Annotated in this window: 16 protein-coding genes; 9 read left to right on the top strand and 7 right to left on the bottom strand. The window is 61.6% G+C overall.

From position 1 onward, the window contains the following. Positions 1-54 precede the first annotated feature (54 nt). From DCC24_RS02420 to DCC24_RS02405, 4 genes are all read left to right on the top strand, one after another. The gene (locus DCC24_RS02420) at positions 55-1,743 is read left to right on the top strand and encodes an ABC transporter substrate-binding protein (protein ID WP_110098321.1); all 1,689 of its coding nucleotides are present in this window, start codon (positions 55-57) and stop codon (positions 1,741-1,743) included. A gap of 63 nt (positions 1,744-1,806) precedes the next feature. Continuing rightward, positions 1,807-2,844, top strand: a complete 1,038-nt coding sequence (locus DCC24_RS02415; RefSeq protein ID WP_233491946.1) for an ABC transporter permease — start codon at positions 1,807-1,809, stop codon at positions 2,842-2,844. Then, positions 2,841-3,656, top strand: a complete 816-nt coding sequence (locus DCC24_RS02410; RefSeq protein ID WP_110098319.1) for an ABC transporter permease — start codon at positions 2,841-2,843, stop codon at positions 3,654-3,656. Before DCC24_RS02415 ends, DCC24_RS02410 begins: the two co-directional genes overlap by 4 nt. Before the next feature lies 1 nt (position 3,657). Then, positions 3,658-5,355, top strand: a complete 1,698-nt coding sequence (locus DCC24_RS02405; RefSeq protein ID WP_110098318.1) for an ABC transporter ATP-binding protein — start codon at positions 3,658-3,660, stop codon at positions 5,353-5,355. Between the two features lie 72 nt (positions 5,356-5,427). Here DCC24_RS02405 and DCC24_RS02400 read toward each other — a convergent pair whose 3' ends face one another. From DCC24_RS02400 to DCC24_RS02385, 4 genes are all read right to left on the bottom strand, one after another. After that, entirely contained in the window at positions 5,428-5,685 is a 258-nt protein-coding gene (locus DCC24_RS02400) for a type B 50S ribosomal protein L31 (protein ID WP_110098317.1), read from the bottom strand. Positions 5,686-5,873: 188 nt separating this feature from the next. Then, a complete protein-coding gene (locus DCC24_RS02395; protein WP_110098316.1) occupies positions 5,874-6,719 on the bottom strand; it encodes an RNA methyltransferase in 846 nt (281 codons plus the stop codon). 53 nt (positions 6,720-6,772) lie between these two features. After that, positions 6,773-7,618 carry a sulfite exporter TauE/SafE family protein gene (locus DCC24_RS02390; RefSeq protein WP_110098315.1) on the bottom strand — a complete coding sequence of 282 codons (846 nt, stop codon included), beginning with the start codon at positions 7,616-7,618 and terminating at the stop codon, positions 6,773-6,775. A 165-nt stretch (positions 7,619-7,783) separates the two neighbouring features. Further along, complete coding sequence (locus tag DCC24_RS02385; RefSeq protein ID WP_110098314.1) at positions 7,784-8,641, bottom strand: ABC transporter ATP-binding protein; 858 nt, start codon at positions 8,639-8,641, stop codon at positions 7,784-7,786. A gap of 49 nt (positions 8,642-8,690) precedes the next feature. Between DCC24_RS02385 and serB the strand changes: the two genes are divergently transcribed. Continuing rightward, the gene (serB, locus tag DCC24_RS02380; protein ID WP_110098313.1) at positions 8,691-9,722 is read left to right on the top strand and encodes a phosphoserine phosphatase SerB; all 1,032 of its coding nucleotides are present in this window, start codon (positions 8,691-8,693) and stop codon (positions 9,720-9,722) included. 21 nt (positions 9,723-9,743) lie between these two features. Here serB and DCC24_RS02375 read toward each other — a convergent pair whose 3' ends face one another. Together DCC24_RS02375 and fabG are read right to left on the bottom strand one after the other, a co-directional pair. Then, a complete protein-coding gene (locus DCC24_RS02375; protein WP_110098312.1) occupies positions 9,744-10,529 on the bottom strand; it encodes an SDR family oxidoreductase in 786 nt (261 codons plus the stop codon). Between the two features lie 66 nt (positions 10,530-10,595). Then, on the bottom strand, positions 10,596-11,336 hold the full coding sequence (gene fabG / locus DCC24_RS02370; protein ID WP_110098311.1) for a 3-oxoacyl-ACP reductase FabG: 741 nt from the start codon (positions 11,334-11,336) through the stop codon (positions 10,596-10,598). Between the two features lie 189 nt (positions 11,337-11,525). Between fabG and DCC24_RS02365 the strand changes: the two genes are divergently transcribed. The 4 genes from DCC24_RS02365 (at position 11,526) to DCC24_RS02350 (ending at position 14,879) form a co-directional block, all read left to right on the top strand. Continuing rightward, the gene (locus tag DCC24_RS02365) at positions 11,526-12,053 is read left to right on the top strand and encodes a DUF3099 domain-containing protein (protein WP_110098502.1); all 528 of its coding nucleotides are present in this window, start codon (positions 11,526-11,528) and stop codon (positions 12,051-12,053) included. After that, positions 12,050-12,310: a hypothetical protein gene (locus DCC24_RS02360; protein WP_233242744.1), complete on the top strand. Its 261-nt coding sequence runs from the start codon at positions 12,050-12,052 to the stop codon at positions 12,308-12,310. Before DCC24_RS02365 ends, DCC24_RS02360 begins: the two co-directional genes overlap by 4 nt. An 11-nt stretch (positions 12,311-12,321) precedes the next feature. After that, positions 12,322-13,218, top strand: a complete 897-nt coding sequence (locus tag DCC24_RS02355; protein ID WP_110098310.1) for an SURF1 family protein — start codon at positions 12,322-12,324, stop codon at positions 13,216-13,218. A gap of 170 nt (positions 13,219-13,388) precedes the next feature. Then, positions 13,389-14,879, top strand: coding sequence for an HNH endonuclease signature motif containing protein (locus tag DCC24_RS02350; protein ID WP_146206255.1), 1,491 nt, complete (start codon positions 13,389-13,391; stop codon positions 14,877-14,879). Positions 14,880-14,881: 2 nt separating this feature from the next. Here DCC24_RS02350 and DCC24_RS02345 read toward each other — a convergent pair whose 3' ends face one another. After that, a complete protein-coding gene (locus tag DCC24_RS02345) occupies positions 14,882-16,480 on the bottom strand; it encodes an ABC-F family ATP-binding cassette domain-containing protein (protein ID WP_110098308.1) in 1,599 nt (532 codons plus the stop codon). Positions 16,481-16,540 lie beyond the last annotated feature (60 nt).

Raw genomic sequence — 16,540 nt, 5'->3', positions numbered from 1 at the left:
GTTTGTGCCAACATTAGGTTTACTCTCATCACAGATCTTGGAGCACACTCCCTCATGTCCCATCGCTCACATCGTTCCCGTTCACGACGCGCCCTGCTCAGCGCTCTGCCACTCAGCGCGCTGATCCTGGCCGGTTGCTCCGGTGATAACTCCGGGCCGGCCGCCGATGAAGACCGCGAACCGGTTGTCGGTGGCACGCTGACCTATGCGACCGGTGATGCCGAACCCGACTGCCTGGACCCGCATAATGGGGGCAATTATCCGCAGTCCCTGGTCTCCTCCCAGTTCTTGGAGACGCTGTTCACCCGCGATGAGAACGACGAGATCATTCCGTGGTTGGCCGAGTCCGCCGAGCTGTCCGATGATGGGCTGACCTATACGATCACCGTGCGCGAAGGCATCCAGTTCTCGGATGGCACCCCGCTGACCTCGGAGGCTATCAAGGCCAATGTCGAGCACCTGCAGGATCCCGAAACCAAGTCCTCGACCGGGTACCTGGGGGTCGAACAGGTCGAGTCTGTGGACGTCGTTGATGATCGGACCGCCGAGCTACACATGTCCCGCCCCGATAACTCCTTGCTGGAATCCCTGGCCATGCAGTGGACCGCGATCCACTCTCCGGAGTCCCTGGACCGGACCGAAAATGAGATCTGTGAACAACCGATCGGAACCGGGCCCTTCGTCGTCGAATCCTGGGATCGGCAACAGCAGATCATCTTGCAACGCAACGACGACTACGTGCTCCCCAACCGCGATGAGGGCCGGGACGCCCGAGCCGAAGACAACGACGGCCAAGCCTACCTGGATGAGATCATCTGGCGGTTCATCCCCGAAGCATCCACCCGCTATGCCGCCCTGGAATCCGGCGAGGTCGATGTGATCGACAATCCCCAGCCCGATAACGTCCGGCAGGCCATCGATACCGGCACCTTCGGCCATCTCGACGCACCCCGTCCGGGATCATCGAACCGCCTCGAGCTGAACTCCGCCAAGGCGCCCTTTGATGATCCCGCCGTGCGCGAGGCGTTCATCAAATCCCTGGATATCAACTCCTCAATCGATGGGCTGTTCTTCGACACGGTCGACCGCAGCTACTCGCTGTTGAGCTCGGTGGAACCGTTGGGCATCTCCGCCGAAGAGCTGTTTACCCCGGATGTCGATCGGGCCAATCAGTTGCTCGACGAGGCTGGATGGGACACCAAGGATGACGACGGGATCCGCACCAAAGATGGCGAACGCCTGGAATTAACTTTCCCGGTCTCCACCAACCAGTCCGTGCCGGCCGAGCAGTCGCTGTTTGAACAGATTCAGGCCACCGCCGCGGAGGTGGGCTTCGATGTCCAGATCGAATTGCTCGACCTGTCCAGTTGGTACGCTGCGCTGGGTGAGCACAACTACAATCTGGTTTCGGCCCCCTACACCAAGGTGGGTCCGTCGGTGTTGCGGATTCTCTACCACTCCGAGGGCACGATCCCGGCACCGTCGGGATATTTCGCCAATAACGCCCAGGTCACTGATGACGAGATTGACCAGCTGTTGATGGATGCCGAACAGACCACCGATGAGCAAGAGCGGGCCGATCTGTACGAGCAGGCTCAGCGGCGCATCCTGGAGGATTACCACGTGTTGCCGTTGTACAACCAACAGAACCAGTTCCTCTATCGGGCCGACGTCGGCGGTATGGGTGATACCAACGCGGTCGCGAACCCGCTGTACTACAGCGTCTTTGTTGATGCGCAGTAAAACAATCGGCCACCGGTCAGCGCATGACGAGGCCGGGGTGGCTTGATGAGGAGGGCCTCCGCCGTGCTCAAACCCCTCGGAACCTGGTTGGTGCGCCAACTGGTCCGCGCCGTGGTGGTGCTCTGGCTGGTAGTGACCGCGATCTTTATCGGGGTGCGGGCGATCCCCGGAGATCCGGCCGAAGCCATTATGGGCGGGCCCGGCTCCCAGGCCTCGGCCGAAGCACTCGATATGGCCCGTGCCGAATATGGTCTCGACCGCCCACTGGTCGAACAGTATCTGATTTTTCTGGGCAATCTGCTCCGCGGTGATCTTGGGGTGTCCTATTCCTATCAGGACCCGGTGACCGAGATCATCGGCGACGTCTTCCCGCAGACACTGTTGTTGGCCGTGGTCTCGTTGCTCACCGCGTGGCTCCTGGCATTGGTCTTGTCGCTGATCTCGGTCGGTCGTGGCCGGGCCAGCCGGTGGATGACGAGTCTGTTAGAAATCATCGCTGCCGCGGTGCCACACTTCTGGCTCGGCGCGGTATTGATCACCGTGTTCTCCACCAACCTGGGTCTGCTCCCCTCGATCGATAACGGTCGGGCCTCTGGTCTCATCCTGCCAGCGCTAACCCTGGCGATCCCGATGTCTGGGTTCATGGCCCAGCTGATGCGCGACTCGCTCACTCAGGCGATGTCCAGCCCCTTCGTGTTGGCTGCCCGCGCCCGTGGGGCGAGCACCGTGCAGGTGTTTTTCGCCCACGGACTGCGCCACTCGATCTTGCCGGTGCTCAATATGTCGGGTTGGTCGTTCTCGTCGTTGCTGTCCGGGGCGGTGGTGGTTGAAGAGGTCTTTGCCCGGCCCGGTATCGGACGGGCCCTGCTACAAGGGGTACTCAGTCGCGATATCCCGCTGGTGACCGGCATCGCTGTGCTGTGCGCGGTCTGCTACATCGTCGTCATGGCCCTGGCCGAAGCTACCGAGCAGCTCATTAATCCCGCCGGCGCGGATCAGCACCCCGACCAGGACAGCCCCGACGGTCCACTCTCAGCCACCGTAGCCGAGGAGACCATCGCACCTAGCGTGGTGCCGGAACCGGGGGTGAGACGTTCGTGAGTCGCACCGGTCAAATCTTCTCTGTGATCTTCATCGGCCTGCTCGCCGTCGCTGCCGTGTTCCCCGGAGTGCTGGCCCCCGGCAACCCGCTGGCCGTCGATCCAGCGGCAGCGTTCAGCTCGCCCTCGGTCGATCACCCGCTGGGCACCGATGAATCCGGCCGCGATATCTACACTCGCATCATTCACGGCACCGCCGACTCGCTGCAGATCGGATTATTGGCCACCGCACTCGGCATGAGCGTCGCCCTGGTCCTGGGCTCACTGGCGGCCTTAGGACCGCGGTGGATCGACCAGGCCATCCTGGCCGTGTTGGAAACACTCTACGCGGTTCCCGCCCTGTTGCTGGCTCTGATCATTATCGCCTTCACCGGACCCGGACCCGAACCGGCGATTATCGCTGTGGGCTGCTCAACGGCCCCGGGCTACGCCCGCCTGATCCGTTCCCAGATCCGGATCCTGCGCGGTAGCGAGATGATGGAGGCAGCCACGGTACTGGGCCGGGGACCGGTGCGCAAAACCGTCAACCACCTGATCCCCAATGCGCTGCGGACCTTGATGGTGCTGGTCACCCTCGGGATCGGTCAAGCGGTGGTATGGGCCTCAGCTTTGAGCTTCTTAGGGCTGGGCACCCCGCCTCCGGCCCCGGAATGGGGAGCGATGCTGGCCAGTGGCCGCACCTACCTAAACCTGGCCTGGTGGATGACCGTCTTCCCCGGGCTAGCCATCGTGGTTGTTGCCGCCGGAGCCACCCTGATTGGTCGCGGGATCGGTGCCGGATCGGCCCATTCGTCCGGAAAGGTCACCCTCTAGCATGCAACACCGCCTCCCCTGCTCCAACCGCCCAGAACCTGTCGATCGCCCCGCACCCAGCGACCCGCTGATCACCGTCGAAAACCTCACCGTCAGCTTTTCGGCCACCCCGGCGGTGCAAGGCATCAGCTTCAGCGTGCACGCTGGGGAATGTTTGGCCCTGGTGGGTGAATCCGGCTCCGGCAAATCTGTGACCGCCCGTAGCCTGATGGGCTTATCGGGTGGCACGGTCCACGCCGACACCCTGGAGATCTTCGGTGCTGACGCCCGGACCTATGGCGAACGGGACTGGCGGGCTCTGCGCGGTAACCAGATCGCGATGATCCTCCAAGATGCCCTGTCCGCCTTGGACCCGTTACGTCCCATCGGTCGGGAGATCGACGACGTCTTACGCCGGCACGGCTGGCTGGATCGCACGACGCGTCGCGACCGGGTGCTCCAGGCCCTGGAAGCGGTCAAAATGCCGGATCCGGACCGACGTGCTCGACAATACTCCCACCAACTCTCCGGCGGGATGCGCCAACGAGTGTTGATCGCCCAAGCCCTGATTGGAAACCCCGAGGTGGTCATCGCCGATGAAGCCACCACCGCCCTCGATGCGCCGCTGACCGCGGTGGTGCTCGACCAGCTGGCTACCATGCGGGACCAGGGCCGCGCGGTACTGATGATCAGCCACGATCTGGCCCAAGTTGCCCGGGTAGCCGATCGGATCGCGGTGATGCGCCAGGGCGAAATTGTCGAAACCGGTACCACTGAGACCATGCTCACCGCCTGCGAACACGACTACACCAAAACCCTGCTCAAGGCGATGCCCCGCGGGGTTCCCCGACACCAGCCGCTGTCGCCGACCACGGTCGAACCCTCACGCCCCAAACAACCAGCCGACCGCCCAGAACTCTCTTCAGTGACGACCACCCAGCAGCAGTCCTGCCCGGTGCTGGTCGCGGACGGGCTGAGCAAGTCCTTCGGATCTCTGACCGCCGTGGACGGGGTCAGTTTCAGCCTCAACCGAGGCACCACCCTAGGGATTGTTGGCGAATCAGGGTCCGGCAAAACCACGACCGCCCGGCTCATCCTCGGGTTGGAAGAACCCGAGGCCGGCACCGTCAGGCTCGGCCAGACGCAGTTTACCCCCGCCACCGAATCGGATCGACGCGCCCACCGGGAACGGCTCGGTGCAATCTATCAAAACCCACTGGCCAGTTTCGATCCGCGCTACAGTGTCGAAAATATCCTCGTTGATGCGCTCAGCCGTGGCCGTCACCGACGCGGGGCACGCTATCGTGACCAGGTCACCGACCTACTCGACAGCGTCAGGCTCGCCCCCTCATTCGCCTCCCGCAACCCGGCCCAACTCTCCGGGGGGCAACGTCAGCGACTGGCTATTGCCCGGGCCTTGGCCACTAGCCCCGAGGTGCTGGTGCTTGACGAACCGGTGTCCGCCCTCGACGTTTCGATCCAAGCCACCATCCTGGACCTGCTAGATGAGATTCAACGCGCGCGTGGGACCAGCATGGTGCTGATCTCCCACGATCTGGGAGTGATCGAGCACATGAGCGACCAGGTGGCGGTGATGTATCGGGGCCGGTGCGTGGAACAAGGGGCCACCAGCGATATCTTCGCCTCGCCGCGCCACCCCTACACACAACAGTTGCTCACCGCTGTGCCCGAACCGCAGATCGACCGCTCCCGGCTGTAAACAAAAAGCTCCCACCCGGTCGTCGAAACCGACCGAATGGGAGCTATCTGAGCGTCGAGTTGATCAACAAGCTTACTTCTTACCGCCGAAGCCCTTGAAGCGGGCGTTGAAGCGCTCCACACGACCCGCGCTGTCCATAATGCGCTGTTTACCAGTGTAGAACGGGTGAGAGACTGAGGAGATCTCGACGTCGATGACCGGGTACTCGTTGCCGTCTTCCCACTCCATAGTGCGCTCGGAGGTGACGGTGGACCGGGTCAGCACTTTTTCGCCGGAGGCCAGATCGTTGAAGATTACCAAGTGGTAATCGGGGTGAGTATCAGTTTTCATCAGGATTCCTTCGCTGGGTGTCCCTGGATTTTGCCAGGGACACGAAAGATCGATCAATCATCGTGCAATAGCCCATCAGGGCCAGCTATTCATCATACACCGTTGGTACCGTGCACGGCCAATGGCCCTGGCGAGACCGACATTACGCCGGATCTGTCAGTGCTGGGGCTGGGGCCGTGCCAGGCCGATCAGGGCGATGGGGCGCGTAATTGCCACATGGCGATCGAGGCCGCGTGGGCGACGTTGAGCGAGTCGACCCCGGTGTGCTCGATGGCCCCGGTGTGCTGCGGGATCTGCACGTGGGCATCCACGGCTTCCAGGGTCGGTTGGGTGATTCCGGGGCCTTCAGCGCCGAGGACCAAAGCCAGCCGATCGAGATGTTGCCACATCGGATCACCGATATCCTGGGCCTGATCGGTCAATTCTAACGCGATCGTGGTGAACCCCTGGGCCTGCAGTCGCTGGATCGCCGAGACCGTATGGGTTACCCGAGCAAAGGGCAACGTGAAGGTCGCGCCCATCGACACCCGCAATGCGCGCCGATAGTACGGATCGGCTGCGGTGGGAGTCAGAATGACCGCGTCCCAGCCCAATGCCGCGCCGGTGCGAAAAATTGAGCCCACATTGGTATGATTATTGACCCCTTCGGCCACGATCACCCGCCGGGTGCCTTTCCCGGTGACCGCCTCCAACGTCCTCGGTGCGGGTCGTTCCATCGCCGCCAGCGCCCCGCGATGCAGATGGAATCCGGTCAGTGCCGCAAGCAGGTCGTCATCGGCGGTGAATACCGGCACCTCGGGGTACGCCGCCAACACATCGGCAAAGGAGTCCAGGTACCGGTGGGCCAGCAGAAAGGAGCGCGGGGTGTGCCCGGCCATCAACGCCCGGCGCACCACGGTCGATGATTCGGCTAGATAGATCCCATAGCGGGCATCGGTACGGGCGCGTAGCGTGGCGTCTTTCAGGTTAAAGTATACCGCCAGCGTGTCCGCAGGATGCTGAAGATCCTGTGGAGTTACCTCATAGCGGGTCATGGTCGACACCTTCGGGTGTTGTTGACTGGGTTGTCGGTGTGAAAAATGTTGGGCTACGCCCCGGTTCCAAAGGGATCGAAGACCAGGTTGATCAGACCGGCCACGGCTACGATCACGATCACGATCCGTAGCACCAACGGCGAGATCCGGCGACCAATCTGGGCTCCAACAGAACCACCGATCAGGGATGAGACCGCGATCAGTAGCACCGCGGTCCAGTTGATCCGGTCGAAGGCGAAGATGATGTACCCGAGCGCTGCCACCACATTAACGACCGTGGACAGCCAGGTTTTGACCGCATTAGCGTGCACCAGCAAACCATTGAGGAACACACCCAACACACCGATCAGCAACACGCCTTGGGCAGCGACAAAATACCCGCCGTAAATACCGATCAAAAACACCAGCACCCACAGCAACGGTGACACCGGGCCGGTGGGCACCGGCACGATGGATTCGGATCCGGCCGGCGGTGCATCGTCTTGCTGCTGTCCGGCCTTGCGCGCTTTCACCCAGGCGGACATTTTCGGTTGCAGGATGACAAAAATGATCGCGAACACGATCAGGATTGGTGCCACGAAGCTGAACACGGCCTCGGGGAGCACCATGAGCAAACCGGAGCCGATCAGTCCACCAAGTAATGAGGCGGTGGTCAGCACTGGGACGACGGGTTTAGCCTGGTACAGCTCGCGACGGTAGCCCCACGTGCCGGAGAATCCGGCGGCGACCAGGCCGATGGCATTGGACATCTGGGCTGTTACCGGCGGGAAGCCCACCGAGACCAAGACCGGGAACGTTACCAGCGTGCCCGAGCCCACCACCGAGTTAATAGTTCCGGCCCAAAAGCCGGCCAAGAGCACCAGCAGAACCTGCCATAGTTCCAATCCGAGTATTTCCACCCAAGGTAGTGTACCGTCCGGTGGGCCAGAAGTAACGTCGATCGCACTGCCGTGGCTCGATCCGGCTCAGGTGAGGGTTTGCGTCCCCCTGCACGGGAACCCATCCGAGGAATGGGCCGGACGTGCTCTGGGGGTGTTCCGCGGTCGCGCGTTTGCGAACCGGTCCTAGCCGCGGGCGAAGGCGGTGAATCGTCCCTCGGCGGTACGCGAGACGTGCAACGGCAACCGGAAAGCCTCCGAGAGTGTTTCTTCGGTCAGTGCCGTTTCGATCGGTCCGGCCGAAACCACCCGGCCGTTGCGGAGCACCAAGGCGTGGGTGAAGCCTTGGGGGATGTCCTCCACGTGATGGGTGACCAGCACCGGGGTGGGGGCCAAGGGGTCCTCAGCCAGCTGGGCTAAGGAGCGCACCAGCGTTTCACGCCCGGCCAGGTCCAGTCCGGCCGCCGGTTCATCCAAGAGCAGTAATTCTGGGTCCGTCATCATCGCCCGGGCGATCAGCACGCGCTTGAGTTCACCCTCGGACAGAGTTCCAATGCGCCGGTCGCCGTCGTGAGCGATGCCCCACCGACGCAACAACCAGCGGGCCCGATCCAGGTCAAGCTGATCATATTCTTCAGTCCACCGGCCGGTAACACCCCACGACGCGGTGACTACGGTATCCAAGATCTTCTCCGTGGCCGGAATCTGGCGGGCCACCTGCACTGAGCTCACACCCACCAGCGGGCGTAACTCGAAGACATTCACCGCGCCTAAGGTCTCCCCCAGAATCGCGACATTACCGCGAGTCGGGTGCATCCGGGTGGCAGCGAGGTTGATCAGCGTGGACTTACCGGCCCCGTTGGGGCCCATCACGATCCAGCGTTGCCCTTCTGTCACGGAGAAGCTCACCGCATCCAGGATGGTTTGCTGGCTACGCACGACCGTCGCGTCGGCAAATTCCAGCACCGCGTCGGGTTGGGGATCAAATTCGTGGGGTGATGGCAGGGACGTGGCGGGCGTGTCAACTGTATCGGAAGAGGCCATGTCTCCAGACTAGGCTAAAGCACGGTTGTACGTCTTGAAAGGAATCGGCATGGCAACGAATCAGTCCTGGAAAAGCTTTCGCGCGTTGCAATCCTGCGAGCAGAACGTCGGCGAGCTCGCCGGGCGTGAACTGGCCGGGGTGTCGGATATCCCTGCCGGATCCCGCATCGTGCTCTACCGCTCAGATTCCGCTGCCGAAACTGCTGATGGTCCACGGTCCGTTGCGTGTCAGCATCCCAAAGCCCGCCACGTTGAGCCAGTCGCCGGTCCCGGGTGGGCCGGTTATCGTTTCGTGGTTGCAGATCAAGGGCAGGATCACCAGACTGAGGACCATGACGAGAAAGGTACTGCCTCATTAGAGTCCGCTCTGGCCGGGGATCGTGCCGAAGGGTTCCATGTTGCTGTGCTACCGGCTGATTTGGTACAACGCCTCAACACCGCACCCGTTGTGTTGGTTTTTGATGTGGACTCCACGCTGATCCAGCAAGAAGTCATTGAACTATTAGCCGCCCACGCGGGCCGGGAAGCCGAAGTGGCCGAGGTGACCGAGCGTGCCATGCGTGGCGAAATCGACTTCAGCCAGTCCCTGCACCACCGAGTCGCCGCGCTGGCCGGACTGCCTCGCCAGGTCATTGCCGAGGTGGCCCAGCTGGCTACCCCGACCACCGGCGCGACAAACCTGATCAACGCGGCCCACGCCCACGGCGGAACTGCCTGCGCGGTCTCGGGTGGCTTCACCCAGGTGCTGCAGATCCTCCGCCACCGACTGGGATTAGACGAGTTCAGGGCGAATACCCTGGAAATTGTCGACGACCGTCTGACCGGTGCCGTGGTGGGCGAGGTTGTTGACGCTACCGTGAAAGGACAGCAACTTACTCGCTGGCGCGAGACCCTCGGAACCACCGACCCGCCCACTGCTGCGGTGGTCGTCGCCATCGGTGACGGTGCCAATGACATGCAGATGGTGCAACGTGCCGACTATGGCATTGCCTTCAACGCCAAACCAGCACTGCGCCCGCACGCGAATCTAGAACTCGATATTGCGTCCCTGGATCCGGTCCGGGCGCTACTGGGTTACTGATCCGCCCCCAGCGCGGTCTGATCAGTTCTCTGCGTGGTCTGGATCGCCGGCCACGGCCAAGAAGTCCTCGGCTCCCCCGACATATTCAGTGTGACCGGTCTGAAGATCGGTGCGACCTACCAATCCGGCAATTTCTTCGGCAAATTCCGCCACAGTATAGAGCTTTCCGGCAGCTTGGCGACGTGCCTCGATCGCTCCGGGACGCATGCGGTTGAGCAAGGTGGCGGTAATGGTGCCTTCGATCATGTCGGCGGTGGCGACCACCAGCCGGATGCCCTTGGCAGTCAATGCCGGGATCTGCGCGCGCAGGGCCACTTCTCCGGCGCGCTTGGACCGGGCAACCTGCTCGTATTCCGGCAAGGTATCAACCTGATCGATGAAGTGTGCCTGGTGGCTGGTCACAAACACGACCTCGGACTGTTCGGGCATCACCTCAGCGGCTTCGGTCAACAGCGCCACCTGGGCGTCACGGTTCAATCGCATGGCGTAATCTTCACCCAGATCGGATTCCATGCCCCCGGAGGCATTCAGGATCAGGATCGACAGCTCTCCGAAATTCTCCGTGGCTGCCTGAATCATGGCGGTCCGGCCCTGAGCCTCAGTGATATCTGCGCCAACAGCCACCGCCTTGCCACCGGCTTCCTCGATGGCGGAGACGACCTTCTTGGCCCGCGGTGCTTTCTGGCGGTAGTTCACCACCACCCCGGCGCCACGCTCGGCTAAAAACTTCGCGGTATCGGCTCCGACCCCGCGAGACGACCCGGTGACGATCGCCCCGCGACCGGTGAGATCTGGTAATTCGGTCATGATGCTCTTTCTCCTCGTATCCATTCCCTCTGACGATATCTCACGATCAGAGCTGATCAGTTCGGGTCAGTGTCCCATCCCCAAACCACCGTCGACCGGAATGATGGCCCCGGAAATATAGCTGGCCTCATCGGAAGCCAACCAACGCACCACACCGGCCACTTCGGACGGCTCGGCGAAACGCGCCGCCGGAATCTGGGTCTTGTACTTCTTCTTCAAGTCCTCGTCCAGCGACTCGGTCATCTCCGTATTGATATATCCCGGTGCCACCACATTGGCGGTCACATTTCGGGATCCCAGTTCCCGGGTCAACGACCGGGCCATGCCGATCAGTCCCGATTTCGAGGCCGCGTAGTTGATCTGCCCCGGCGAGCCCAACATGCCCACCACCGACGAGATCAGCACCACGCGACCTTTCTTGGCCCGGATGAAGCCCTTAGCAGCGCGCTTGAGCACCCGGAAAGCACCGGTCAGATTGGTATCGACCACGTTGGAGAAGCTGTCCTCGTCCATCCGTAGCAACAACTGGTCGTCGTTGATCCCGGCATTGGCCACCAGCACCTCGACCGGCCCGAATTTTTCTTCCACCTCGGTAAAGGCCGCATCGACTGAGGCCATATCGGTCACATCGGCTGTCACGCACTCTAGCCCCTCGGGACCGGTACCGGAGCGGGAGGTAATCACCACGCGCTCTCCGGCATCCCGGAAGGCTTCGGCAATGGCCAGGCCGATCCCCCGGTTACCACCGGTAACCAAAACGGTGCGGGCGGTTATGGACTGCGGGCTCTGATCAGACTGCTCGGACATCTCTGCTCCTTGGTGCGAGGGGACGATTTCACGACGGTACGGGATTGGGCGTTCACCGGGGAAGAAACACCCGGATTGATCAGTGTCCACTCTACGGGCGAAAGTGGGACAATGGAGGATGACTTGCAGGATAACGAGACAAAACGGGACAACCAACCGCGCTATGGCACCCACCCAGAAGGCAAGCCGATGACTGAACACCACCGAGGTCGCTCCTCGCGGCCGGCCTCCGGTCGTGGCGGGCACGACAACGAGGTGTACGAGATCACCTCGGCCGACACCTCGTTAACCGAAGATCAGTCCGGCCGCATCCGGCGTTACACCATCCAGATGACGATCCGTACCGTATGCTTCATCGGTGCGGTGCTCGCCGACGGCTGGTTGCGTTGGATGCTCTTCATTGCCGCGATGGTCTTGCCTTACTTCGCCGTCGTGTTGGCCAACAACACTCGACAGATCGGATCCACGACCGTCGAAGATCAACAGGCACTTCCGCAACCCGAGCCCAGTCCCGGTTCTTCCTCCTCGTCGTCGGCGCAGGGTTCGGCGCTTTACGGGCAGCTCATGCCCTCTGAGGAACCGGATGCGTCTGAGGAAGCGGAGGCGTCGCCGGGGGCACCGCAGAACCAACACGCCGATCCTCTTGCGGATGATCCCGGCCACAACCGGGCCGACCGCGCTGACCGGGTCGACCGCGCTGACCGGAGCACGTCATGACCGATCATGGACACGACGTGCTGGGCCAACTGTTTGCAGCCAGCTCGGCAGCCACCGATGCTGGGCAGACCGAGGTCGAACAGAAATGTTCCCGTCGCGGATGCCAAGAAACCGCCCGATGGAAGATAGTCTGGAATAACCCCAAAATTCACGCCCGCGAGCGGGAAAAGACCTGGCTGGCCTGCGATGCCCATCGCCAGTACCTGGAACAATTCCTCGCCGCGCGCACTTTCTGGAAATTCACCCGACCCCTCTGACAGAGACGTCCATGGTTTCACACACCACCGACCCGAAACCGAAGCTGGACTTCCGGTTTCTCTTATCCGGCCCCTGGATCGCCGGATTCATATTCTGCATCCTCTTCGCGGTGGTCTGTTACTTCCTTGGCGACTGGCAGATGGATCGTCGCATGCACAAGCTCGATGAGATCAACAAAATCGTGGCCAATTACGATCAAGACCCGGTCCCCTACGCCGAAAATTCCTCAATGTTTACCGAGTTCGACGAGCAGGACAAATGGACCCCGGTCAGTATAGAGGGCGAGTACCTGACCGACGACACCTTGCTGGCCCGCAACCGGCCCCGAGCTGGAAGCCCCGGTTATGAGGTGCTGGTACCCTTTCGCACCGTTGAAGGCGATACGATCCTGATCGACCGTGGTTGGTTGCCCACCGGTGCTGGCGCCGATGGTCCTGACGCCGTCCCCGACCCGCCGGGAGGCACCGTCCAGCTTATTGCCCGTGTGGTCGACGGCGAGCCCACCCTGCAACGTCAGGCCCCCGCCGGCCAAGTCGCCTCGATTGATCTACCGGCGATCAATAATCTCGTCGACGACGATATCGCCGAGGCAGCCTATGGGCTGATGGCCAGCGAAACCCCCGATGCCGAATCCACGCCCCAACAACTGCCCCCGCCCGAGCGGGATGAAGGACCGCACCTGTCCTATTCGATGCAGTGGTTCACTTTTGGGTTGATGAGCTTCGTCGTCTGGGGTTATATGGCCCGTCTGAAGGCCATTCAACGTCGCGAAGACGAGATGTCCGGAGAAACCGAAGAACAAGGTTTCCTCTCCGCCCAGCGAATCGAGCGCGCCAAGCCGGTCAAGCGTCGCCGTGATGGTTCCAAGACCGATGAGGAAATTGAAGACGAGATGATGGGATACTGACCGCACGTTGCACCGTGCGCGATCGTCCCTACGTGCTCAATCTTCCCAACTTAGTACTGCTTTCGCATCGGTCGGCGGTAGCCTCCACATGTGGCGGTTTTGCGGCCAGGACTCCACAATCATCATCCCCATCAGCCGTCCATGATGGTCCCCCACCTAGTGTGGTGGCCATGAGCCCACAGATTCCCCGCGAGAACTCCGATCAGACCGTGCTGGCAGAGCTCACCACGCTCCACCAGCACCATCGGGCGCTGGCCGAATCCTTGACGCTCACCGACGAATCCACCGCGATCGATGTCATCTCAACCTTGGAAAAAATCCAAGCTACGGCTGTGGCCATGCAGGCTCAAGCCGCCTCCCAGTTAGAGAAGCTCCGTCTGGACCGCGAAAAAGCCGCCGGCATCCCCAAGAATCGGCGTGGTTCGGGGCTCGGGGCCGAGATCGCCATGGCACGTAAACAATCCCCCGAACGTGGCAATGGATTTCTCAACGCCGCCCGTACCATCACCCACCACATGCCCGGTGCCCTCGGTGCCATGCGCTCCGGGGAGCTCTCCGAAGCCCACGCTATGACCCTATCCCGGGAAGTTCGTGGCCTGGCCCCCAGGATCATCACCGAGATCGACGATCTGCTCAGCGACCAATACGGTCGGCTCTCACCCAGACAGTTGGGCAAGCGGTCACGTGGCCATGCTCAACGGCTCGACGCCGACCAGCTGGCTCGTCGCGCGGCTACAGCCCGCAAGAATCGACGTGTGACCACGGGGGGCGCTGGCCCCGGTATGGCCAACCTTAACGCGTATCTGCCCTCCGAACAGGTTGCAGCTGTTTACAACACCTTAGAACGTGATGCCAAGAAACTCCTCGCGCCCACCCAACGCACGACATTAGAACGGCACGGTCCGGCCGATCACCGCACTCTTGAACAAATCATGGCTGACCTGTTGGTCGAACGCATCACCGGGCAGTCCAAGGCCGGTAATGTCGCTGCCCAAGTCAACATCGTGCTCACCGCCGACGCATTCCTCGGCGAGGATAACACCCCGGCCATGATTGCCGGCCAGGGCCCCGTGCCCGCAGCCACCGTTCGGAAATGGTTGGCCAACCCCGAGGCCAAGCTGTTCCTTACCAAGCTCTTTGTCGATCGACAGACCGGCAAAATGGTGTCCATGGAATCCGGTTCCCGGCTCTTTCCGGCAGGACTGAAGAAGATGATCAGTCTGCGCGACGATATCTGCCGCACACCGCACTGCGAGAACCCGGTAGAAGAAACCGACCACGCGCAGCGACACACCGATGGTGGCGCCACCAGCTATGACAACGGTCAGGGACTGTGTCGGGTGTGTAACCAAACCAAGGAGAAGATCGGCTGGAAGCACGAGTCCGATGCCGACGGGCTGCAGGTGACCACTCCCACCAATCATACCTATGAAGCCCCCACCGATCCGTTGCTTCCCGGTAGCCTCAGGCCGTTACCGCCACCCAAACCACCGTTTCAGCAGAGACAATCACCGCGCTGTGAAACCTGCTCCAACGACCCACCCGATGACGATTCTCCCGCCGGTCCGGCCGATCCCAACGCTCCGACACCTTCCGAGGACCTGCAAGGTCGCGACCGATCGGATGGGGAATTTAACGATTACCTTTCCGGCATGGGTTGAGCTCAGGTCAGTGAAACCAGGTCCAGATAGTCCTCTGACCACATATCCTCATCGGCGTCCGGCAGGATCAACACGCGGTCGGGGTCCAAGGCCTGGACCGCACCCTCGTCGTGAGTCACCAACACGATCGCACCTTGATAGCGACGGATCGCGTCCAAGATTTCCTCACGAGATGCCGGATCTAAGTTGTTGGTTGGCTCATCGAGCAACAACACGTTGGCCGAGGACACCACCAAGGTTGCCAAAGCTAAGCGAGTTTTCTCGCCACCCGAAAGGACCCCGGCTGGCTTGTAAACATCGTCGCCGGAAAATAAGAATGATCCGAGCACAGTTCGCACCGCGGTATCGTCCAGGTGCAACGAGGAGCGTTGCATATTTTCCAGCACCGTGCGGTTGACATCCAGCGTCTCGTGTTCCTGGGCGTAATACCCCAGTCGCAGGCCATGTCCGGGAACGACCCGTCCCGCATCAGGCTGTTCCAATCCCGCTAAGAGCTTCAGCAATGTCGTTTTACCGGCCCCATTGAAGCCGAGGATGACCACGCGAGACCCCTGGTCGATAGCCAGGTCCACCCCGGTGAACACCTCCTGGGTGCCATAGGATTTGGTCAACCCCTCGGCCGACAGAGGCACCTTACCGCACGGGGCTGGAGCCGGAAATCGTAGGTTGGCCACCTTTTCGGTGTGACGCTCTTCGGCCAGTCCCTCCAACATCTTGTCGGCCCTTTTAGCCATCTGCTGGGCGGCCACCGCTTTGGTCGCCTTCGCGCGCATCTTATTGGCCTGCGCATACAAAGCCGCTGCTTTCTTCTCTGCTGAAGCCCGTTCCCGGCGACGCCGACGTTCATCATCCTCACGCTGTTTCAGGTAGGCCTGATACCCCATGTTGTAAATGTCAATGACACTGCGCGTGGCGTCGAGAAAAAAGACGGTATTGACCACTTCATCGATCAATGCCAGATCGTGAGAGATCACGATCAGTCCCCCGGAGTAGGTTTTGAGGTAGTCGCGTAACCATTCCACCGAGTCCACATCCAAGTGGTTAGTGGGCTCGTCTAGGATCATGGTGTCCGGAGCCGAGAAGAGGATCCGGGCCAATTCAACTCGGCGACGTTGCCCACCGGAGAGCGTTTTCAATGGCCGTTCCAGCATTTCGGCGTCGATCCCTAAGTTCCCGGCGATGGCATTGGCCTCCGATTCGGCAGCGTAGCCTCCGGCGGAAATAAACGCGGCCTCAGCGGCGGGGTACCGCTTGATGCCTCGTTCCATCACGTCGGGATCTGGCGACGACATCTCCGCCTCGGCTTTGCGCATCCGGCGGAGTAGTTCTCCGAGCTGACGCGCTTCTAAAATCCGTTCTTGCACGGTTTGCTCGGGATCGCCCGACCGTGGATCCTGTGGCAGATATCCGACCGATCCGGTTCGGGTCACCTCGCCGGTGGCTGGGACTACCTCGTCCATCAACACCTTGGTCAACGTGGTCTTGCCGGCCCCGTTGCGCCCGACTAAACCGACCCGGGTACCGCGGTCCACACGGAAACTCACGTCCTCTAGCAGGGTGCGCGAGCCAACGGTGACGGTCAGATTATGAGCAGAAATCATCAGGGTTACCTTTGGGGGTTGTGGTCGTAGCTGAAACGGTTCTGCACGGAGGCACACCAG

The sequence above is a fragment of the Auritidibacter sp. NML100628 genome (assembly GCF_003185985.1).
In the GTDB taxonomy this organism is placed as follows: domain Bacteria; phylum Actinomycetota; class Actinomycetes; order Actinomycetales; family Micrococcaceae; genus Auritidibacter; species Auritidibacter ignavus.
Note: the sequence above shows the minus strand (reverse complement) of the source record. Positions and strands in the feature narration are given on the sequence as shown.